This window comes from Rhodococcus sp. BH4, assembly GCF_002079265.1.
Taxonomy (GTDB): Bacteria; Actinomycetota; Actinomycetes; order Mycobacteriales; family Mycobacteriaceae; genus Rhodococcus_F; species Rhodococcus_F qingshengii.
This window is the reverse complement of record NZ_CP014941.1, coordinates 3271841-3290912: the sequence shown is the minus strand read 5'-3', so window position 1 is coordinate 3290912 and position 19072 is coordinate 3271841. Positions and strand designations below refer to the sequence as shown.

21 protein-coding genes and 1 riboswitch are annotated in these 19072 nt (G+C 64.1%); of the genes, 12 read left to right on the top strand and 9 right to left on the bottom strand.

Annotation, left to right across the window (positions count from 1 at the left end; translation table 11 throughout):
• Position 1: 1 nt before the first annotated feature.
• Both A0W34_RS15210 and A0W34_RS15205 read left to right on the top strand, forming a co-directional pair.
• On the top strand, positions 2-2713 hold the full coding sequence (locus tag A0W34_RS15210) for a DEAD/DEAH box helicase (RefSeq protein ID WP_003944907.1): 2712 nt from the start codon (positions 2-4) through the stop codon (positions 2711-2713).
• Between the two features lie 52 nt (positions 2714-2765).
• Positions 2766-3590: a DUF4333 domain-containing protein gene (locus A0W34_RS15205; protein WP_003944884.1), complete on the top strand. Its 825-nt coding sequence runs from the start codon at positions 2766-2768 to the stop codon at positions 3588-3590.
• Positions 3591-3594: 4 nt separating this feature from the next.
• Here the strand turns inward: A0W34_RS15205 and A0W34_RS15200 are convergent, their stop codons facing one another.
• Positions 3595-4560: a 5'-3' exonuclease gene (locus tag A0W34_RS15200; protein ID WP_003944862.1), complete on the bottom strand. Its 966-nt coding sequence runs from the start codon at positions 4558-4560 to the stop codon at positions 3595-3597.
• 37 nt (positions 4561-4597) lie between these two features.
• Here A0W34_RS15200 and A0W34_RS15195 point away from each other — a divergent pair, with 37 nt between their 5' ends.
• Positions 4598-5734 carry a M24 family metallopeptidase gene (locus A0W34_RS15195; RefSeq protein ID WP_030536345.1) on the top strand — a complete coding sequence of 379 codons (1137 nt, stop codon included), beginning with the start codon at positions 4598-4600 and terminating at the stop codon, positions 5732-5734.
• Here A0W34_RS15195 and A0W34_RS15190 read toward each other — a convergent pair whose 3' ends face one another.
• Positions 5735-6160 carry a PPOX class F420-dependent oxidoreductase gene (locus A0W34_RS15190; RefSeq protein ID WP_030536346.1) on the bottom strand — a complete coding sequence of 142 codons (426 nt, stop codon included), beginning with the start codon at positions 6158-6160 and terminating at the stop codon, positions 5735-5737. It abuts the gene before it with no gap.
• A gap of 30 nt (positions 6161-6190) precedes the next feature.
• Here A0W34_RS15190 and A0W34_RS15185 point away from each other — a divergent pair, with 30 nt between their 5' ends.
• The 9 genes from A0W34_RS15185 to A0W34_RS15145 all read left to right on the top strand — a co-directional run bounded on the left by A0W34_RS15185 (position 6191) and on the right by A0W34_RS15145 (position 13484).
• The gene (locus A0W34_RS15185) at positions 6191-6952 is read left to right on the top strand and encodes an SDR family NAD(P)-dependent oxidoreductase (protein ID WP_081557894.1); all 762 of its coding nucleotides are present in this window, start codon (positions 6191-6193) and stop codon (positions 6950-6952) included.
• Positions 6949-8232 (top strand): precorrin-6y C5,15-methyltransferase (decarboxylating) subunit CbiE, encoded by a 1284-nt coding sequence (cbiE, locus tag A0W34_RS15180; RefSeq protein WP_081557893.1) that lies wholly within the window; start codon positions 6949-6951, stop codon positions 8230-8232. Before A0W34_RS15185 ends, cbiE begins: the two co-directional genes overlap by 4 nt.
• Positions 8229-8978 (top strand): precorrin-4 C(11)-methyltransferase, encoded by a 750-nt coding sequence (gene cobM, locus A0W34_RS15175; RefSeq protein ID WP_003944967.1) that lies wholly within the window; start codon positions 8229-8231, stop codon positions 8976-8978. The genes cbiE and cobM overlap by 4 nt, the downstream gene beginning before the upstream one ends.
• Positions 8975-9748: a cobalt-precorrin-6A reductase gene (locus A0W34_RS15170; RefSeq protein ID WP_081557892.1), complete on the top strand. Its 774-nt coding sequence runs from the start codon at positions 8975-8977 to the stop codon at positions 9746-9748. The genes cobM and A0W34_RS15170 overlap by 4 nt, the downstream gene beginning before the upstream one ends.
• A 145-nt stretch (positions 9749-9893) precedes the next feature.
• Positions 9894-10814 (top strand): HAMP domain-containing protein, encoded by a 921-nt coding sequence (locus A0W34_RS15165; protein WP_007729850.1) that lies wholly within the window; start codon positions 9894-9896, stop codon positions 10812-10814.
• A gap of 159 nt (positions 10815-10973) precedes the next feature.
• A complete protein-coding gene (locus A0W34_RS15160) occupies positions 10974-11615 on the top strand; it encodes a ScbR family autoregulator-binding transcription factor (RefSeq protein ID WP_019748499.1) in 642 nt (213 codons plus the stop codon).
• A 10-nt stretch (positions 11616-11625) separates the two neighbouring features.
• Positions 11626-11985 (top strand): VOC family protein, encoded by a 360-nt coding sequence (locus tag A0W34_RS15155; RefSeq protein ID WP_019748498.1) that lies wholly within the window; start codon positions 11626-11628, stop codon positions 11983-11985.
• Positions 11985-12500, top strand: a complete 516-nt coding sequence (locus tag A0W34_RS15150; protein ID WP_081557891.1) for a DUF1990 family protein — start codon at positions 11985-11987, stop codon at positions 12498-12500. The genes A0W34_RS15155 and A0W34_RS15150 overlap by 1 nt, the downstream gene beginning before the upstream one ends.
• 201 nt (positions 12501-12701) lie before the next feature.
• Positions 12702-13484: an alpha/beta hydrolase gene (locus A0W34_RS15145; protein WP_081557890.1), complete on the top strand. Its 783-nt coding sequence runs from the start codon at positions 12702-12704 to the stop codon at positions 13482-13484.
• Positions 13485-13899: 415 nt separating this feature from the next.
• Here the strand turns inward: A0W34_RS15145 and A0W34_RS15140 are convergent, their stop codons facing one another.
• From A0W34_RS15140 to cobG, 7 genes are all read right to left on the bottom strand, one after another.
• On the bottom strand, positions 13900-14490 hold the full coding sequence (locus tag A0W34_RS15140) for a dihydrofolate reductase family protein (RefSeq protein WP_081557889.1): 591 nt from the start codon (positions 14488-14490) through the stop codon (positions 13900-13902).
• A 77-nt stretch (positions 14491-14567) separates the two neighbouring features.
• Positions 14568-14807 carry a PLDc N-terminal domain-containing protein gene (locus A0W34_RS15135; protein ID WP_081557888.1) on the bottom strand — a complete coding sequence of 80 codons (240 nt, stop codon included), beginning with the start codon at positions 14805-14807 and terminating at the stop codon, positions 14568-14570.
• A complete protein-coding gene (locus A0W34_RS15130) occupies positions 14804-15208 on the bottom strand; it encodes a nuclear transport factor 2 family protein (RefSeq protein ID WP_081557887.1) in 405 nt (134 codons plus the stop codon). The genes A0W34_RS15135 and A0W34_RS15130 overlap by 4 nt, the downstream gene beginning before the upstream one ends.
• A complete protein-coding gene (locus A0W34_RS15125) occupies positions 15205-15564 on the bottom strand; it encodes an HNH endonuclease (protein WP_065455757.1) in 360 nt (119 codons plus the stop codon). Before A0W34_RS15125 ends, A0W34_RS15130 begins: the two co-directional genes overlap by 4 nt.
• Before the next feature lie 26 nt (positions 15565-15590).
• Complete coding sequence (cobJ, locus tag A0W34_RS15120; RefSeq protein WP_030536355.1) at positions 15591-17078, bottom strand: precorrin-3B C(17)-methyltransferase; 1488 nt, start codon at positions 17076-17078, stop codon at positions 15591-15593.
• Positions 17075-17701: a precorrin-8X methylmutase gene (locus A0W34_RS15115; protein WP_007729839.1), complete on the bottom strand. Its 627-nt coding sequence runs from the start codon at positions 17699-17701 to the stop codon at positions 17075-17077. The genes cobJ and A0W34_RS15115 overlap by 4 nt, the downstream gene beginning before the upstream one ends.
• Before the next feature lie 19 nt (positions 17702-17720).
• On the bottom strand, positions 17721-18863 hold the full coding sequence (gene cobG, locus A0W34_RS15110) for a precorrin-3B synthase (RefSeq protein ID WP_075833204.1): 1143 nt from the start codon (positions 18861-18863) through the stop codon (positions 17721-17723).
• Positions 18864-18914: 51 nt separating this feature from the next.
• Positions 18915-19047: riboswitch (cobalamin riboswitch) on the top strand.
• The last annotated feature ends 25 nt before the right edge of the window (positions 19048-19072 follow it).

The window sequence follows — 19072 nt, the reverse complement described above, 5'->3', positions numbered from 1 at the left end:
TATGAACAAGAGTGAACTGAGCACGTTCGCGTCCAGCCTGAAGTTCGAACTCGATCCATTCCAGGTGAAGGCATGCGTTGCGCTCGAAGCGGGCCACGGCGTCCTTGTCTGCGCGCCGACCGGTGCAGGCAAGACCGTGGTCGGCGAGTTCGCTGTCCACCTGGCTCTCGCGGCGGGCCGCAAGTGTTTCTACACGACGCCGATCAAAGCGTTGAGCAATCAGAAGTACGCCGAACTCGTCGAGCGGTACGGCCCCGGCGAAGTCGGTCTGCTGACGGGTGATTCGAGTATCAACTCCGACGCACCGGTGGTCGTCATGACCACCGAAGTCCTGCGGAACATGCTCTACGCCAACTCCGAGGCACTGCGCGGGCTTTCGCACGTCGTCATGGACGAAGTGCATTACCTGGCCGACCGGTTCCGTGGGGCGGTGTGGGAGGAAGTGATCCTGCACCTGTCCGAGGACGTACGCCTGGTGAGTTTGTCGGCGACCGTGAGCAATGCCGAAGAATTCGGTGCCTGGATGGAAACCGTCCGCGGCGACACCACTGTGGTCGTGGACGAGACGCGGCCGATCCCGCTGTGGCAGCACATCATGGTCGGTAGGCGAATCTTCGATCTCTTCGACAGTCGTAGTCATCCTGCTGCCGGGCCGAAGACCGTGCTCGTCGACCAGGATCTGGTTCGCCACGTCAAGCAGCGTCAGGCTCTCGAACGCGTCGAGAGCTGGCAGCCGCGTGGCCGCGGACGACGCGGCAGCTACCAGAGTTCCAACGATTTCCGGCCCTTGCCACGACCTGACGTCATCGCTCAGCTCGATCAGTCCGGACTGCTCCCGGCCATCACTTTCATCTTCAGCCGCGCCGGTTGTGATGCGGCTCTTGCACAGTGCCTGCGGTCCAGACTGGATCTCACTTCGCCGGAGCAGGTCCGCGAGATCGACACCATCATCGAGAAACACACCGGGGAACTACCCGAAGAGGATCTCGAAGTTCTCGGATATCGGGACTGGTGCAAGGCACTACGACGCGGACTGGCATCTCACCATGCCGGCATGCTGCCGGCATTCCGCCAGACAGTCGAGGAACTGTTCGTCAAGGGGCTCGTGCGGGCGGTCTTCGCGACCGAGACGCTGGCCCTCGGCATCAACATGCCGGCACGCACGGTGGTGCTCGAACGTCTGGTCAAGTACAACGGTGAATCGCACGCCGAACTGACGCCGGGGGAGTACACGCAGCTGACGGGTCGGGCCGGCCGACGCGGCATCGACGTCGAAGGCCACGCTGTGGTCCTGTGGCAGCCCGGGGTCGAGCCGACGGATGTCGCCGGCTTGGCGTCGACACGGACGTTCCCGCTCCGCAGTTCGTTCCGCCCCTCGTACAACATGTCGATCAATCTCGTCGAGCGCATGGGCGCGGCGGATTCACGGAAGCTGCTCGAACGTTCCTTCGCGCAGTTCCAAGCGGATCGCTCGGTGGTCGGCCTGGTGCGTGGCATCGAGCGGAACGAAGAAGCACTGAAGGGTTTGCAGGAGAAACTCGGCGGTGCGGACGGCGAATACTTCGAATACGCGTCGTTGCGTGAGCGGCTCAGTGCGCGCGAGCGCGCGCTCGAACGTAAGGGCCGCGAAGACCGACGCGGAGATGCGGTGGAGTCCCTTCGTGCACTCGCCCGCGGTGACGTGATCGCAATTCCCATCGGTCGTCATTCCGGGGTGGCAGTGGTCCTCGTCCCGGACAACGATCCGAAGGACCCGCGTCCGCTGGTTCTGACGGCCGATCAGTGGGCCGGCCGACTCTCCTCGGGTGATTTCCCGGAAGCAGCCGACGTTCTCGGAAAGATGCGACTGCCCAAGCATGTCGATCACCACACCGCCCGGATCCGGCGCGATCTGGCCTCGGCGTTGCGTAGTACCGGGATCAGTGCCCCCCGGCGAAAGAAGCGCCACAAGGCCGGCGCGTCCGAAGATGCCGAGGTCGCTACTTTGCGACGTGCTATTCGCTCGCATCCGTGCCACAGCTGGCCCGATCGTGAACATCTGAGCCGGATCGGTGAGCGCTACAACCGGCTGGCCAGGGAAACGCAGTCGATGAGGGAAAAGGCTGCGGCCACCACCAACTCGTTGGCGCGGACGTTCGACCGCATCATTGCGCTACTCAAAGAGCGTGAGTACATGACTGCCGAAGCAGCGCCCGAAGTCACCGAATCCGGACGACGACTCAGCCGCATCTACTCGGAAAGCGACCTTCTGGTCGCCGAATGCCTGCGGACGGGGGCGTGGACAGGTCTCAGCCCGGCCGAGCTGGCGGCCGTCGTGTCCTCGGTGGTCTACGAATCACGTCGGGACGGGGACACCGTGGATCGGGTGCCGACAGCGGCGCTTCGTCACGCCCTCAACGACACTCAACGATTGTGGAGCGAACTGCGGTCGGACGAGATTCGCCACAAGCTGCCGCCGACGCGGGAACCGGATCTCGGATTCGTCACTGCCGTTTATCACTGGGCGAGCGAGAACTCGCTTGTCGACGCACTGATCGCGGCTGGAGTGCAGGGTCGTGCGCTGTCTGCGGGTGACTTTGTACGTTGGTGTCGTCAGGTGATCGATCTCCTCGATCAGGTCCGCCTGACTTCGACGGATGCCGACGTCGCGAAGACTGCGGCGCGGGCGGTAGCTGCAATTCGTCGCGGGGTAGTTGCTGTCGACGCAGCATGACCGCAACTATGTGGTTTGATTCGCAGACTGGTATTTCGAGTGGGAGGCGAACATGAGCGGGCCTTACGGACCGAACGATCCGAATCGGCAATGGGGTCCTGGTGATCAGCAGCAGCCGAACGAGCAGCAGTGGGGGCAGAATCCTCAGCAGCCGGGCGGACAACAGCAGCCTGGTCAGCAGCCCGGCCAGCAACAGCCGTGGGGTCAGCCTGGTCAAACACCGCAGCCCGGTCAGCAGCCCGGCCAGCAACAGCCGTGGGGACAACCTGCCTACGGCCAGCCGGGTGGTCAGCCTGCGTACGGTCAGCCGCAGCAACCTGGACAAGGACAACCCGGCCAGCAACAGCCGTGGGGACAACCCCAGCAACAACCTCCCGCACAGCCGTGGGGTCAGCCCGGGCAACAGCAGTCACCTGACGCAACCCAGGCGTGGGGTCAGCCTCCGGCTGCCGCACCGCAGCAGGCGTGGGGCGCCACGGCCCCCGGGCAGACTCCGGGACAGCAGAACCAGTGGAACCAGGCTCAGCCGTTCCCGAGTCCCGGTGCGCCCGGAAACCAGTCGGGTAAGTCGAAGAAGCCCCTGATCTTCGGTGCGATCGGCGTTCTCGTCGTTCTTGCCGCTGTCGTGGTGGCCCTGGTGTTCGGAGTCTTCGGCAAGAACACACTCGATCAGAGCGCGGCTCAGGCCGGCGTCGAGAAGATCGTCACCGAGTCCTACGGGGCGAAGAACGTGAGCAACGTTCAGTGCCCCGCGGACCAGGAAGTCAAGTCAGGCAACAAGTTCACCTGCACGCTTTCGATCGCGGGTGTGAAGTCGAACGTGACCGTGACGTTTGTCGACGACAACGGCACGTACGAGGTCAGCCGCCCGAGCTGACGCCCTATTGGTCGGAACGGCCTGCCGCCGCAGCCTCGAGCGCGGCGGCAAGCCGGCCGGCCGAGCGCTCGATGTTCAGCGAGGCCGCCACTTCCTCGAGGCGTGCGGGATCGACGGGGGTCGCCGGGAGTCGGTCGTCCTTCGAGAACTGAACGTCCGCGTCGCGAACCACTCGTACGACCGGCAACGCAGCATCAAGGTAAGCCATTGCCTCAGGTGAGGTCAGTTTTGCGCGAATCCCCTTGGCCATATCCGATTCAGGATCAGCAGCGGCCGCCCGAAGTCCGGCCAACGAGCCGTAACGGAGCATCAGTGTCGACGCAGTCTTCTCACCGACACCTTTGATGCCGGGTAGACCGTCGGAGGCGTCTCCGCGCAGTACCGCGAGTTCGGCGTAAGCCTCGCCCGCACGGTCACCGGGTACTCCGTACTTCTCCGCAACCTCGACCGGTCCGAAGAGTTCCGCCTTGGACAGGCCACGGCCCACGTACAGGACACGGACGGGCACGTACTCGTCGGTGACGACCTGCAGTAGGTCTCGGTCACCACTGACGACGACGGTGAGATCTTCGCGCTCGGTGGCGGCAAGCGTTCCCAGTACGTCGTCGGCTTCGAGTCCGACTGCACCCGCCGTCGCGATACCCGCTGCAGCGAGCACGTCCATGATCATGTCGACCTGAGGCGTCAACGTGTCCGGAACTTCTTCGGACGCACCGTCAGAGCCTTCCTCGACGCGATGCGCTTTGTACGTCGGGACTGCATCGACGCGGAACTGCGGTCGCCAGTCCAAGTCCAGGCACACGGCGAGACGACTCGGCTGGTGTTTGGTGATCAGGGAAGCAACCATGTCGGTGAATCCGCGCACCGCGTTGACAGGTCTGCCGTCGGGGTCGACGAATGACTCGGGCAGTGCGTAGAACGCACGAAACCACAGGCTGGCACCGTCGAGGAGAAGCAATGGCCCACTCATGGTCACCATCCTGCCAGTCGGCACTAACCTGTAAGCCATGACGTCTCCAGCCGAACAGGATTCCCGATTCTCCAGCGCCGTGTACGGCGCACGTATCGCTCGTGCCGCCGAGTTGGCTCGATCAGCAGGTCTCGACGGTCTGGTGGTGACTCCCGGTCCGGATCTGCGGTACCTGACGGGTTCTCGGGCTGACTCGTTCGAGCGCTTGACCGCGTTGGTCATCGCCGCGGACACGGCGAAGGCATCCGTCGTACTTCCTCGGTTGGAGTTGGCGTCGCTGAAGGAATCGGCAGTGGGCGATCTCGGGTTGACCGTCCTCGACTGGGTCGACGGTGTCGACCCGTATGCGATTGTGGCGGCGCAACTCCCGACCGGCGCGAAGGTGGCGGTGACGGATGCGATGCCTGCGCTGCATCTGATCCCGCTCGCAGACACCTTGGGCGCGTTGCCGATTCTCGCCACCGGCGTCTTGCGCGAATTGCGGATGGTCAAGGACGGCGCCGAGATCGAGGCGTTGCGGCGAGCCGGTGCGGCCATCGACCGTGTTCACGCCCGCATGGCCGAGTTCTTGGTCGTCGGACGTACGGAAGCTGAAGTAGGCGAAGCGATTTCGGCGGCGATTCTCGAAGAGGGGCACACCGAGGCCGCGTTCGTGATTGTCGGTTCGGGCCCGCACGGCGCCGATCCGCATCACGAGGTTTCGGACCGGGTGATCGAGAGCGGCGATATCGTGGTCATCGACATCGGCGGACCGGTCGAGCCCGGATACAACTCGGACTCCACTCGCACGTACAGCATGGGGCAGCCGTCCGCGGAGGTTGCCGCACAGTTCGCGGTACTCGAGGCGGCGCAGCAGGCTGCGGTCGATTCGGTGCGGCCAGGAATCTCCGCAGAATCCGTGGACGTTGCAGCTCGCGAAGTGCTTGCCGCACAAGGGCTTGCAGAGGTATTCGTTCACCGCACCGGTCACGGTATCGGGCTGTCCGTACACGAGGAGCCGTACATCGTCGAGGGCAACACCATCGAACTCGTCGAAGGTATGGCCTTCAGCATCGAACCGGGAATCTACTTCCGCGGCAGTTGGGGTGCCCGTATCGAGGACATCGTCGTCGTGACCGCGGACGGTTGCGAGTCGTTCAACAACCGTCCGCACGGCCTGACTGTCCTCGACTGATCAGCTTTCCTTGAATGCAGCGGACCCGAGTATGCGTGTGACGTCGATTTCGATGACCACGCGCGCGGGATTGACCCGTGGCTGGCGGTACCGCTCGGCATAGCGCCGAACGGCGTCGGCCACGGAGTCCGCGTCGGTGAGCACGCGTGCCGGCCCCTCGAGCGTGAGCCAGCGGCCACCGTCGACCGAACTGACGGCGGCGTATCCGCCACGCGCTGCGTTGATCGCCTTCTGTGAGCCACCGCTGGTGATCACGCGCGCCTTTCCGGCTTCCTGGTCCCAGGTGAACCCGACGGCAACGACGTGTGGGGTGCCGTTCGGACGCAACGTCGTGAGTGTCGCGAGGTGGTATTCACCGACGAACTTCAGCCCGTCTTCGGTGAGAGTCTGCTGTGACGATGGCGTGGTGGAGGGGGTGAGCGTCATGCCACGACGGTAATCCAGGACACTGGAGCGGTGACTGCGGGTGCGAACGTGAATGACATCGAGACGGTACTGCTCCTCGGCGGACGAAGTGAGATCGGCCTCGAGATCGCGGTCAGGCTCGCGCCAGGCCGCAACATCGTTCTGGCTGCCAGACGCAGCGGAGAGCTGTCGGAGCAGGAGCAGATGCTCAAAAACGCCGGCGCTGTCGACGTCTCCACCGTCGAGTTCGACGCCGACGCCGTGGACACGCACGGAGAGCTCCTGGGCGCCGTAGTCGCCGAGCACGGTCGGATTTCGGTTGCAGTGCTGGCCTTCGGAATTCTCGGCGATCAGGCGCGTGCCGAAACCGACTCGGCGCACGCGGTCGCGGTGGTGCACACCGACTACGTGGCACAGGTCAGCATCCTCACCCACCTCGCAGAGATCATGCGCCGACAGGGAACCGGAAAGATCGTGGTGTTCTCGTCCGTCGCCGGCGTCCGGGTTCGCCGCGCCAACTACGTCTACGGGAGCGCAAAGGCCGGCTTGGACGGTTTTGCCAGCGGTCTCGGCGACGCGCTGCACGGTTCGGGCGTCCAATTGATGCTGGTACGGCCCGGGTTCGTCATCGGCAAAATGACCGAGGGAATGTCGCCTGCCCCTATGTCGAGCACTCCGTCGCAGGTCGCGGACGCCGTCGTGCGGGGACTGAACTCCGGGGCGACGCGTGTGTGGGTACCGCGAATTCTGCAGCCGGTGTTCTTCGTCATGCGGCTTCTGCCTCAGACGATCTGGCGCCGGATGCCGCGATGACCACACACCCGGTGGTGATCGTCGGCATCGGCGCCGACGGCTGGGATGGGCTGTCCGAGAGCGCAAAGGGCGCAATCCTGGGCGCGGAGGTCCTGATGGGGTCGCCGCGCCAATTGGACTTGGTCCCGGCGACACATCTCGGGGCACGGCGTGCGCCCACCAGGCTCACCTGGCCGTCTCCGATGATTCCGGCGTTGCCGTCGATGTTCGCCGAGAACGCGGACCGCAGAGTATGTGTTCTCGCCAGTGGTGACCCGATGTTCCACGGCCTAGGCGTCACGTTGGTCCGGCTGCTCGGCGCGGACAACGTGCGAGTGATCTCGCACCCGTCGTCGGTGGCGTTGGCGAGCGCGCGAATGGGATGGGCATCGGCCGAGGTCGACGTCGTGAGCCTGGTGAACCGAGACTCGGCGACCGTCTTGGCGGCAGTGGTCGATGGCGCGCGCCTGTTGGTTCTGAGCAACGGGCGCTCGACACCGGGGGAGGTGGCACGTCTGTTGTCCGGCGCGGGCTTCGGTCGATCGATCGTGACCGTGCTGGCCCAGCTGGGCGGGGCCGGGGAATCGCGGACCGTCACGGTCGCAGACGAGTGGGATCACGCGGACGATGACGTGGACGCGTTGAACGTTCTGGCCGTCGAGTGCATCGCGGCCGATCCTCTCTTGCGGCTGACTCGAATCCCGGGGCTACCGGATGCTGCTTTTGTCGGCGACGGTCAGATGACCAAGCAGGAGATCCGTGCGTTGACGTTGTGCGCGCTTGCCCCGGCGCCGGGAGAACACCTCTGGGACGTGGGCGGTGGGTCGGGAACCGTCGCCATCGAGTGGATGCGGACTCACCCACGTTGCACTGCAACAACATTCGAGAAGGTGGCGAGCCGCGTGTCGCAGATCGGTGTCAACGCGCTCAATCTCGGCGTGCCCGCGTTGAACGTGAAAGGGGCCGCGCCGGAGGCGTTTGCGGACGAAGTCCGACGACCCGATGCGGTGTTTGTCGGCGGCGGCGTCACGCAACCGGGAATGCTCGAAGCGTGCTGGGAGCAGTTGAGCGTGGGTGGTCGTCTGGTCGCGAACGCCGTGACCGCCGAGTCCGAATCGTTGCTGCTCGGCTGGATGAGTCGCCATGGTGGGACGCTTCGACGCTTTCAGGTGCAGCGCGCCGAGCCGTTGGGAACGTTCAACGTTTGGCGACCGCAACTTCCGGTGGTCCAATGGTCCGTCACAAAACGTCAGCCGTCTGCAGGCGCAGACACAGATACGCCGGAGGAATCCACACAATGACCGTTCATTTCATCGGTGCGGGTCCCGGTGCGGCAGATTTGATCACTGTCCGCGCGCAACGGATCATCGCTGCGAGCCCTGTGTGCTTGTACGCAGGCAGCCTTGTTCCAGCGGAGTTGCTCGAGTGGTGCCCGGTCGGAGCTCAGGTCGTGGACACTGCTCGGCTGAGCCTGGACGAGATCACCGCGATTCTTGTCGAAGCGGATTCCGCTGGGCTGGACGTCGCGCGTTTGCATTCCGGTGATCCGTCGATCTTCAGTGCAGTGGCAGAGCAAGCTCGTCGCCTGGACGCCGCAGGAGTCGATTTCGACATGATTCCCGGTGTTCCTGCATTTACCGCGGCTGCAGCCGCGCTGGGGCGCGAGCTGACTGTCCCAGGCGTCTCGCAGACCATTGTTCTCACCCGAGTCTCCACCTTGTCGACGGCGATGCCGGAGGGCGAGGATCTGCGGTCCCTCGGCCGCAGCGGCGCGACGATGGTGATTCACCTCGGCGCTCATCGCATCGAACAGATCGCATCCGAGTTGGCCGACAATTACGGCGAGGACTGCCCGGTCGCGGTGGTCGCCTTCGCCTCACGGCCCGAGGAGATCGTTGTTCGAGGCACTTTGAAGACGATCGTCGAACTTGTTCATGCGGCCGGCATCACGAAGACGGCCGTCGTGATCGTCGGCCGAGTGTTGACTGCGGAGGGGTTTCCGGACAGCTACCTCTACTCGGCAGCGCGCGAGAGAAGCACACACTGACCTCGACAGGTACTCGTCGCCGCGTACTCCTGCTCGGCGGCACAGGCGAAGGTCGAGTGATCGCTTCTCGCTTGGCCGGTTCAGCCGACCTCGAGGTTGTCACATCGCTGGCCGGCCGGGTTCGTGATCCTCGATGGCCGGAGGGGGAAGTGCGTATCGGCGGGTTCGGGGGAGCCGAAGGGCTGTCGGAGTGGTTGTCGGCCAATGATATTCGTGCAGTGCTCGACGCCACGCATCCGTTTGCCGCTCGCATCACCCAGAATGCGTTCGAAGCGTGCATTGCGAATTCCGTGCCGTACGCCATGTACCGACGCCCGCCCTGGCGCGAGCAACCCGGTGACACTTGGCTTCCGGCACGCGATCTCGATCACGCCGCAGAGTTGGTGCCGACGGTCGGCTCACGCGCTTTTCTGACGATCGGGAGGCAAGGAGTTTCGGCGTTCGACCGCGTGAAGAGCGTCTCGTTTCTCGTCCGCTCGATCGATCCGCCTTCGGGGACATTGCCGCCTCACGCGCAATTGCTGCTCGCACGTGGTCCATTCGCCATCGAAGCGGAAGTGGATCTGATGCGAACTCACAGCATCGACGTCGTGATCACCAAGAACAGTGGCGGCGAGAAGACGTACGCAAAGATCGCCGCAGCCAGGCAATTGTCGATCCCGGTGATCGTCGTCGAACGACCACCGATCCCGGCGACCGTCCCGGCATTCGATACCGAAGCCGAGGCGATGGACTGGCTCACGGCTTTCGGTCGTGGAACGGCGCTGTGAGGCCGACATCGCGTTCGCTTCAGGTTCGTCTAAGGTTCCGTGACCATACTGGAGGGATGTTGGGATTTTTCGACGCCGCACTGCGGGACCGCGCATGAGAGTGTCGGTTCCCGGAATGAGCCGTCGAAAACCATCGGGAATTCACGTGCGGACGCTCCATGCTCGCGTGAAATTGCTGACTGCAGGCCTGGTGGCGATCGCGGTGATCGTGTCGGCGTCGGCGGTGTACATAGTGTTCAACGCGTATTTGCAAGGCAACGTCGATCGGCAACTCGAGCGCACGAGTGACGCGATCACCGACACCGTCAATTTCGGCGGTGTCACACCGGTTCTGGGATTGACGGCCGGCGCGGATACAGCGGTCATCCAGGCGGTGGGGCTTCTTACTGCCGACGGCGCCTTGGTGACGGCGACTCCCGGTCTGCCGCCGTTCAGCACGAGCGCAGACGCCATCAGGTCGATCGCAGACGGCAATTCGTCGCAGACAATCGCGACCGTTGATGCGTATCGAATTCTGGTCGAGCCCTCGGTTGCGGGCCAGACTTTGGTTGTCGCGCAATCCCTGGGGCCGACGCGTTCGGTACTCAAGCGACTGGCAGTGGTGTTGGCGGCACTCGGGGCGGCCGGAATCGCCCTAGCCTACGCGGCCGGAGATGCTGTGGCACGCACAGGATTACGGCCAATTGCGCGACTTACTGCGGCGACGCGGCGGGTCGCCGAAACGGATGATCTTGCGCCGATCCCGGTGACCGGTGACGACGAGTTGGCGTCGTTGACAGTCAGTTTCAATCGGATGCTCGGGACGTTGTCGGAATCGCGGGCACGCCAGAGAAGTCTGATCACCGAAGCGGGCCAGGACCTTCTGGCTCCTTTGACTGCACTTCGCACCAATATCGAGTTGTTGATGTCTTTCGATACCAAGTCCGGCGCGATTTCCGAGGCGGATGCAACGCAGCTGCGTGAGGAAATCACCGACCAGATGATGGAGTTGACGCTCCTCGTCGGAGAGTTGGTGGACCGTGCGCGGGTTGACGAAAGCACGTTGGGGAGAGGAGATTCCCTCTAAATCGGACGTCTGACCAGCGACTTTGTTGCATTCGTAATTGAAGCAATGGAAGGAGCGCTGGTAATGTGGGGCAATTGTGAAGTTTTTGGGTATAGCTGGAATGTGGCGCGAACCGTGGGGTTTGCTGGGCGGGGGCCTTTGGAGGACGAGAGGGATTCAGTGGTCAAGCAAGCACGCGCCGAGCTGACTCGGCAGCAAATCGTTGCCGGCGCGGCCGCGCAGTTCGAGAAGACTGGTTACGGCAGCACCAGCATGGCCGACATAGTCTCGGGGGCCGGTACTACCAAGGGCGCGTTGTATTTCCATTTCGCGTCGAAGGACGAGCTCGCGCAATTCATCATTGCCGAACAGCATCGGCTCTCGATCGAGTCGGTGCAGGCGATTTCCGCGACGGGCAAGGACCCGTTGGAACAGATGATCATGCTCACGCACGAAATGGCACGCCAGATTGTCGACGAGCCGATCGTTCGCGCGGGCATTCGCCTCACGCTGGAACTGAGCACGTACGAGGGGCCGGTGGAACCGTACGCCGAATGGATCTCGGCAATCACCGATCTCACCGCCAGGGCTCAGGCGGAAGGTGAAATCCGAAAATCGGTCAGCGCAGAATCGTTCGGCAGGTTCATGCCCTCGGCATTCACGGGGGTACAGCTGGTTTCGAACGTTCTCACCCGACGCTCGGATCTTCCGGATCGTGTCGACGAGATGTGGCAGATCCTGCTTCCGGGGATCGTCAGCGACGAACTTTCCGGTGACATCGAGCGCCTCGTCAAGTCGCGGTGGACTCCGGCGGCGGCGTAACCTGCGGGACATGGCCGTCACGCGGATAGTTTCGGATCTGTCGAGTAGTTCGCTCGAGGCCGCGCAGCGCTTCTACACCGAAGTGCTGGGCCTCGAAGTTGTCATGGATCACGGGTGGATCGTGACGTTGGCTTCGCCGACGGATCCGTCATTGCAGATCAGCGTCATGACGCACGACGCTCATGCGCCCGTAGTACCGGACGTCTCCGTCGAGGTGGATGATCTCGACGCGGCGTACGAGGCCGCGGTGCAGCGCGGCGACACCATCGTCTATCCCGTCACCGAGGAGCCGTGGGGGGTCCGCAGGTTCTTCGCTGCCGACCCCGACGGCCACGTGATCAACATCCTCAGCCACCGACGCGAGCAATGATGGCGTCCCGCCCGGGCGGGCTGACGTACCTCGAGGTGGGCGCAACGTCAGGCGTTCTCCCCGCCGGCTATCACCACGTTCACGAGAGCGCGACGGTCGGATCCGGACGGGAGGATTTCGAGGTTGCCGCTCGAACCGTCGCGAATTGGGGAATGCACCGCGGAGCCGGACTGGCCGTACGGACGGCAGCCCCGACCGCCGTGGCGGGTCAAGATGCGACCTTCGGACTCGGTCCGGTGACTATCCCCGTTCGGATCGTCTATGTCGTAGACGAACCCAATCGCAAGGGCTTCGCGTACGGAACCCGCGCGGGCCACCCCGAATGCGGGGAGGAATTGTTTGTCGTCCAGTTCGACGAGGCCAGCCAAGCGGTTCGTATCGAGATCGTTGCGTTCTCCAAGCCCGGAACGTGGTGGGTGCGTCTCGGCGCTCCGATCGGACGTCGAGTACAGGCGTTTGTCACGCGCCGCTACGTCCGTGCCGTCCGCCAGAGCGTCGCCCGATCGCGGGTATGACCGCTGCCGGGCGCGCTGGAAAAATGATTGGACGAGCTTCGGTTCGGGTTGATAGCTTGTGCGAGACCGTGACAACACGCCAGGAGGTGAGACCCATGAACGCTGTAACCATGTGGGTGCTCCCACTCGTGTTCACGGATCGGCGATTGACGTAGGTGTCGCCGGGAGCGCCTTGAGTAGGCAATCCCGAAAGGTAACACCATGCAATCCAATTCTCAGACCATCGAATTCACCTCCGAGACAACGTCGAACGGTGTCATCGAACGCCATTTCGTTGTAGACGACATCACCGGTGTGCTCTGGTCACCCGCGTCCGGATCTGTCGAATCACCCCTTCTGCTGTCCGGGCACTCCGGCGGCATGCACAAGAAGGCGCCGGGACTGGTTGCCAGCGCACTCCACAGCGTGAGCTCCCACGGGTTCACAGTCGCCGCGATCGACGCGCCCGGACACGGCGACCGCCCGCGGAACACACAGGACGAACAGTGGGTCGAGGCGATCCACCAGGCTAGGGCGGCCCACGAGCCGATCGCCCCGATCGTCGTCGAGTACAACCGATCGCTGGCGGAGCGTGCAGTGCCGGAATGGCAGGCGACCATCGACGCTCTGCAAACGCTGCCCGACGTCAACGCCGACGCTCCGATCGGCTTTGGCGGCGTGTCGCTAGGGGTCGTGACCGGGCTGATGTTGGCCCCGGTCGAATCCAGGATCGCTGCCGTGAGCTTCGGGGGAGTTTTTGTGGACAGCTCCCTCCTCGAGGTAGCGCGAAAGCTCACGGTCCCGGTCGAGTACCGGATCCCTTGGGACGACAAGGATTACGACCGCACGTCAGGGGTGGCGTTGTTCGATGCCTTCGGCTCGAAGGAGAAGACGCTGCACGCCTACTCGGGCAGGCACTATCCGGTGCCCGACTACGAGCGAGACAGTTCGGCTCGGTTCTTCGCCCGCCACCTCGGCGGGAGCGGTGGCGCTCCTGTGAGCTGACGTGAACACGTATCGGCGTCCGGCCTGTGTCGGACGCCGATACGATCTCGATCCTTCGCTCGCTAGTAGCCGTCCAGCTTGGCCACTTTTGCTGAGGCGCGCGAGGGTGCGCGCAAGCATGGCCCTCGACCGGGGGTGCTTACAGCTCGAGGTGCAGTGCCCGTGGAATAAGGGGCCAGAGTGTTCGATAGCGACAAGTGGTCCTTACGGTCCGCCGGGCGGAACGAACTTGTTCGTGATCCAGTTCGATGCTTCGATCTCGTCGAGGATTGTCCGGAGAACTTCGGTGGCTAATGCTCGTGCTGTGCCGAGTGTCCGGTCAATACCTAACACCGAACAAGACTGGAAACTCTTCTCTCGTCCGAACTGAGGCGACGACATGTGTTTCAACCGCGCATGTCCAGCCATGCGTCGACTACCCGTCCGATACCTGACCCGGGGGCGGTACTTGAGTGGGCCGATATCGCACGGCGACTGCACCCGACTGGAACTCGTGGCGATCGACGAGTTCGAGTTGGATGCGCTTGCGCAGACCGGCGAGCAACGTCGGTCCGTGTCCGGCGAGGACCGGTTGCACAACGAACTCGTACTCGTCGATCAGTCCCAGGTCTGCCAATGCCAGGGGGAGTGTTACGCCGCCAACCCACAGGCCTTCGCCGGGCTGCTCCTTGAGCCGTAGAATCACTGGCCCCAAGTCGCCTTGCACGAGTTCGGCATTCCAATCGACCCCGCTCAGCGTGTTCGACACGACGTACTTCTTCGCCCGGTCCATGGCCTGGGCGAACGGGATCTCCCACTCGTCCATCCAGTCAGGCCATGTGCCCGTTGCGGGCCGCCGCCACGCCGACTCCATCATCTCGTAGGTCACCCGGCCGAACAGCAAGGCATCGGCTCGTTCCATCTGAGCGGTCCAGTAGCGCATCGACTCCTGGTCGGGTGGGAGCCCCGCCTCGTGATGGCAGCAGCCGTCGAGTGTGACGTTGATCGAGTATCGAAGTGGTCTCATCTCGTTGTTCTCCCCTGATACGCGCAGAGTGACAGCACCGGACCGTACTCAGACTACTGCCGGGCCGTCGGTGTAGATCAGGTTCGGGACCTGGAGTCACGCGGGGGTCGTCCAGCAAGCAACCAGACGAGCGCACCGAGTACAGGCACCGCGATCACCAGTGCCGACCACCAGAATTTGCCGCCCGAGCGGTCGAAGTCGGTGCGCACGATCGCCACGAGCGCGCTAATCGTGATGAAGATCCAGGCAAGAACGAAGACGGTGAAGGTGATGTCCATCCAAAGCGGAATGGTGGGGTTGTGGGTCGATTCGTTCATGCTTCCAGACCACTTTCGATGACTGTGCCTTGATGAAACAACACGCTCCATCGATTCTCGGCGAACCGCCAGATGGATGATCGCTCGGTAACCCGACGCGCCTGCGCCAGCCGGTACGTCACCAGATACGTGTCAGGCGCGATCCGGCTCAGCGCTGGCCGGTCAACCGTCCACCCGAGTTCGGCGGCGTCGTTCACTTCGCCGCGGAGTCGCCGGCTCGCGATTACCGATTGCACGTAATCGCGGGTGTATCGCGCACCCGAGGCTCCGATCTCCCGGAACTCCGGGTCGACGACCGCATCGAACTCGTCTTGTGACATCGCTACTCGAGTTCGGTGAAACAGAGGTTCGAACTCCATCAACTCGTCGAGGATCGGGCGCAACTCGTCCGGGGCCGTCACGACTGCTCCGAGAACTGCGCCCTCATCTCGATACCTATCTCCGCGTGTCGCAGGAGGAAGGCCTTCTCGTCATACCCCTTGCGCCGCAACCAGAGAGTGACCTCGCTGTTGCATTTGCTTGCATTGCACGAGCGGCACGCCGGTGCGATGTTGTCGAGCGTGTAGCGCCCACCGCGGGAGATCGCCAGCACACAGTCACGCTGCGGCGACTCGTCCGGCTCGCCACAGTACGCGCAGCCACCCCAGGCCGCTTTGAGCGCGGACCACTGCTCGACGGACAGGTCGTGCTCCATCAGATCCATTCGGCGTTTGCGCCTACGCGCGTATCTGGCTTTCCGGGTCCGGTTGACGGGCATGAGGCCATGCTATCGCCGTGCGGCGTTCACTCCGGGTAGCGCCGCGGGGTGAACACCTGACGGCCCGAACCGGTTTCGACGACCGTCGTCATCGAGGAGCCGACGATCAGCAGAGTTCGCATGTCGATCTCGGAAGGCTCGAGCTCGCCGAGGGTCACGACGCGAACTGATTCCTCGGCACCGGCAACATCGCGCCCGATGACAACAGGAGTCTCGGGGGAGCGGTGCTCGAGCACGAGGTCCTTCATGGCTTGGACCTGCCACGTCCGAGACTTGGACGCCGGGTTGTAGACCGCAAATGCCATGTCTGCGGCTGCAACTGCCGAAATACGGCGCGCGACGACATCCCACGGCTTGAGGCGATCAGACAACGAGAGCACCGCATAGTCGTGCCCGAGGGGAGCGCCGACGCGACTGGCGACAGCGTTTGCCGCCGTCATGCCGGGAAGGATGCGGACCGGGACCCCGCGCCACTGGTCTTCGGCGGCAACTTCGAGAACTGCTGCAGCCATGGCGAATACACCGGGATCTCCCGATGAGACGACAGCTACACGGGCGCCGTTCTTCGCCAGGTCCAACGCCATCGCGGCGCGTTCGGCTTCGACGCGGTTGTCGCTGGAATGGCGCCGCTGGCCTGGACGCGTCGGCACGCGATCGACGTACGGGCCGTAGCCGACGAGGTCGGTTGCCAACGAAAGCTCATGCGCCACTTCGGGTGTGGTCCAGGCGGTGTCGCCCGGCCCGAGTCCGACCACGACCACCTCGCCGCGAGACTCGGTCGCAGGTCGAGGGTTGTTCGACGGGCTCGGAACGATGGCGATCGAGAAGTACGGAACTCCGTCCGGGTCGACCTCCGCAGCGGATTCGACGCGTTGACGTGTGGTGCTCGCGCGCTCGACGTAGTGGGCCTCGCCGAGGCGACCGGAATCCTCGAGCGATTGGAGGACCGGTGGGAAGGTACGTCCGAGCTTGAGGATGGCCGCGGCGTCGGTTTCCTTGAGCCGCCTGGTCAGCTCGGCCTGCGGCAACGTTCCGGGCAGGATCGTGAGGATCTCTTCACCCTCGACCAGCGGCTTTCCGAGTGCAGCAGATGCCGCGCTGACGGAGGTGACGCCGGGAATCACTTCGGCGTCGAAGCGATCGGCCAGTCTCTTGTGCATGTGCATGTAGGAGCTGTAGAAGAGCGGATCGCCGGCGGCGAGCAACGCGACGGTTCGACCGGCCGCGAGGTGAACTGCCAGCCGTTCGGCAGCTGCTTCGTAGAACTCGTCCATCGCGCCCTGGTATCCGCCGGGATGATCAACGGTCTCGGTGGTCACGGGGTAGACGAGGTGTTCTTCGATCTGTCCTTCGCGCATGTACGGCGCTGCAACTCCGCGGGAGATGCTCTTGCCGTGCCGCGCGGAGTGGAACGCAACCACATCGGCCTCGCCGATGACGCGGGCAGCCTTGACGGTCACCAATTCGGGATCGCCGGGGCCGATACCGACACCCCAGAGCTTGCCTGCACTCATTCGACTTCGCTCGCAATCGCATTGACGACGGCGGCGGTGATCGCGCTGCCGCCGCGTCGGCCGCGGAGAACGAGATGATCGATCCCGCTGGCGTGTTCGATGAGGGCTTCCTTCGACTCGGCAGCGCCGATGAAGCCGACCGGACCTCCGACGATGGCGGCCGGACGGGGTGCGCCGGCTTCGATGAGGTTCAGGAGATGGAACAGTGCGGTGGGTGCGTTTCCGATCGCGACAACAGCGCCCTCGAGCTTGGCTCCCCACAGTTCGAGAGCAGCCGCCGAGCGAGTGTTGTCGATGGTCGACGCCAGCACGGGAACCCGCGGATCGCCGAGGGTGCAGATGACGTCGTTGCCGGCGGGCAGACGCTTGCGCGTGATGCCGGCAGCCACCATCTGGGCGTCGCAGAAAATCGGCGCGCCGTCGCGCAGAGCTGCGCGCGCAGCCGAGACGACACCGGGTGTGAAGGCGACGTCGTCGACGAGATCGACCTGGCCACTTGCATGAATCATGCGCACTACAGCTTGCGAGACATCCGCCGGGAAACGGCTCAGGTCGGCTTCGGCCCGAATGGTGGCAAAGGACTGGCGATAGATTTCCGCGCCGTCACGGATGTACTCGATCATGTGCCACACGATAGAGGCATCACCGATCGGGCGGATTCACCCGGTAACCGTCACCCGTCGCGATCACATCCGCTACGTCCCCGCGGGGACGTCCGCAGCTGCGGTCGCACCCGGCCCAGTGCTGGCGCCCGACAACCGGAAGTTCTGCCTGCTCGACGGCGGTGATCGCGTCGGCGCGCACGTCGGCGAGCGACTTCTCGCATCCCGGACTTCCGGTGCAGGCGGTGACCTCGAGCCACGGTGAGTTCTCGTCGAAGATCAACCCCATGGGTGCCAGCACCCGGACTACCTGCTCGGCTGCCCATTCGTCGAGGTCGAAGATATGCACCGATCGCCACGGCGTCACGACGACGGGCTTGTCGACGGCGGCGAGGAACTCGGCCAGCCGAGCGTCGAGCAGCCCGAATCGCAGGCCGCCGCCCAGAGCTACGGTCCCGTCGCGCTGCTCGAGCCAGCCGATAGTGGGCCGTGCATCCGGCGTGAGGTCCGCCGCAACGGTGGACTCGGCGCTCAGACCCAGCTGCTCGAGGGTGCGTTCGATTCCGTCCGGAACCTCGGCCAGGCGCCAGTGCTTGTCGCGGACGTCGAGGAATGATCGGGCCGCCTCGAGGAGCAATTCGACGGCGTCGTCCGCCTGGACGAGATGAGTGGTGTGGTGACCGGCGAGCACCAGTGAATGCTCGGTGGCGCTGCGCGCATGGAGTCCGAAATCGCCCCGTAGCCCGGTGATGTCTCCGCGCCCGTCGTCGAGGGTGAACAGGGTTCGCCCTGGCAGATCTGCCAATGCTTGATCCGCTTGGATCGCCGAATCGAGACGGTGGACCAGTTCACGAATGTCGGCGACGCCCCCGATACGGCCGGACAGTGGGGACGCGAGGATGTTGCGCACTCGTTCGTGCGTCGCGGACGGCAGCAGACCGGCCGAAGCGATACGCGCCGCGAAGGCTTCGGGGTCCGAGACCGAGCGCAGTTGTACGTTGCCCCTCGAGGTGAGTTCCATCTGCCCGTTGCCGAGATCGCGCGCTGCGTCGGCGAGCGTCTGCAATTGGACCGGGGTGAGGAGTCCGCCGGGTAGGCGCACGCGTGCCAATGCGCCGTCGGCGGCGTGGTGAACTTGCAGTGCACCCGGGCACGCGTCTGGCTGTGAACGGTCCGTGGGCATGGCTCCAGGGTACGACCTGTCATGAGTGCCTTCTGCGGACCGGTAGCATCACCACCACCAGTGACGGCAGTTGAGGAAACCGGTGAGAGTCCGGTGCGGTCGCGCCACTGTGAGTGTTGCTCGAGCGGGACGTGTTTCCGCTCGGAAACACGAGTCAGACCCTCAACCGCCGTCGATGACAGATCTGTGCCACGGGGCGCGAAACCCCA

What these genes read in the sequence shown, in the direction of transcription:
- A0W34_RS15205 (WP_003944884.1), top strand. Translation starts at nt 2,766, where the DNA reads ATGAGCGGGCCTTACGGACCGAACGATCCGAATCGGCAATGGGGTCCT.
- cobM (WP_003944967.1), top strand. Translation starts at nt 8,229, where the DNA reads ATGACCGTTCATTTCATCGGTGCGGGTCCCGGTGCGGCAGATTTGATC.
- A0W34_RS15200 (WP_003944862.1), bottom strand. Translation starts at nt 4,560, where the DNA reads ATGAGTGGGCCATTGCTTCTCCTCGACGGTGCCAGCCTGTGGTTTCGT.
- A0W34_RS15140 (WP_081557889.1), bottom strand. Translation starts at nt 14,490, where the DNA reads ATGAGACCACTTCGATACTCGATCAACGTCACACTCGACGGCTGCTGC.
- A0W34_RS15190 (WP_030536346.1), bottom strand. Translation starts at nt 6,160, where the DNA reads ATGACGCTCACCCCCTCCACCACGCCATCGTCACAGCAGACTCTCACC.
- cobG (WP_075833204.1), bottom strand. Translation starts at nt 18,863, where the DNA reads ATGCCCACGGACCGTTCACAGCCAGACGCGTGCCCGGGTGCACTGCAA.
- A0W34_RS15155 (WP_019748498.1), top strand. Translation starts at nt 11,626, where the DNA reads ATGGCCGTCACGCGGATAGTTTCGGATCTGTCGAGTAGTTCGCTCGAG.
- A0W34_RS15115 (WP_007729839.1), bottom strand. Translation starts at nt 17,701, where the DNA reads ATGATCGAGTACATCCGTGACGGCGCGGAAATCTATCGCCAGTCCTTT.
- cobJ (WP_030536355.1), bottom strand. Translation starts at nt 17,078, where the DNA reads ATGAGTGCAGGCAAGCTCTGGGGTGTCGGTATCGGCCCCGGCGATCCC.
- A0W34_RS15195 (WP_030536345.1), top strand. Translation starts at nt 4,598, where the DNA reads ATGACGTCTCCAGCCGAACAGGATTCCCGATTCTCCAGCGCCGTGTAC.
- A0W34_RS15145 (WP_081557890.1), top strand. Translation starts at nt 12,702, where the DNA reads ATGCAATCCAATTCTCAGACCATCGAATTCACCTCCGAGACAACGTCG.
- A0W34_RS15135 (WP_081557888.1), bottom strand. Translation starts at nt 14,807, where the DNA reads ATGAACGAATCGACCCACAACCCCACCATTCCGCTTTGGATGGACATC.
- A0W34_RS15125 (WP_065455757.1), bottom strand. Translation starts at nt 15,564, where the DNA reads ATGCCCGTCAACCGGACCCGGAAAGCCAGATACGCGCGTAGGCGCAAA.
- A0W34_RS15210 (WP_003944907.1), top strand. Translation starts at nt 2, where the DNA reads ATGAACAAGAGTGAACTGAGCACGTTCGCGTCCAGCCTGAAGTTCGAA.
- A0W34_RS15150 (WP_081557891.1), top strand. Translation starts at nt 11,985, where the DNA reads ATGGCGTCCCGCCCGGGCGGGCTGACGTACCTCGAGGTGGGCGCAACG.
- cbiE (WP_081557893.1), top strand. Translation starts at nt 6,949, where the DNA reads ATGACCACACACCCGGTGGTGATCGTCGGCATCGGCGCCGACGGCTGG.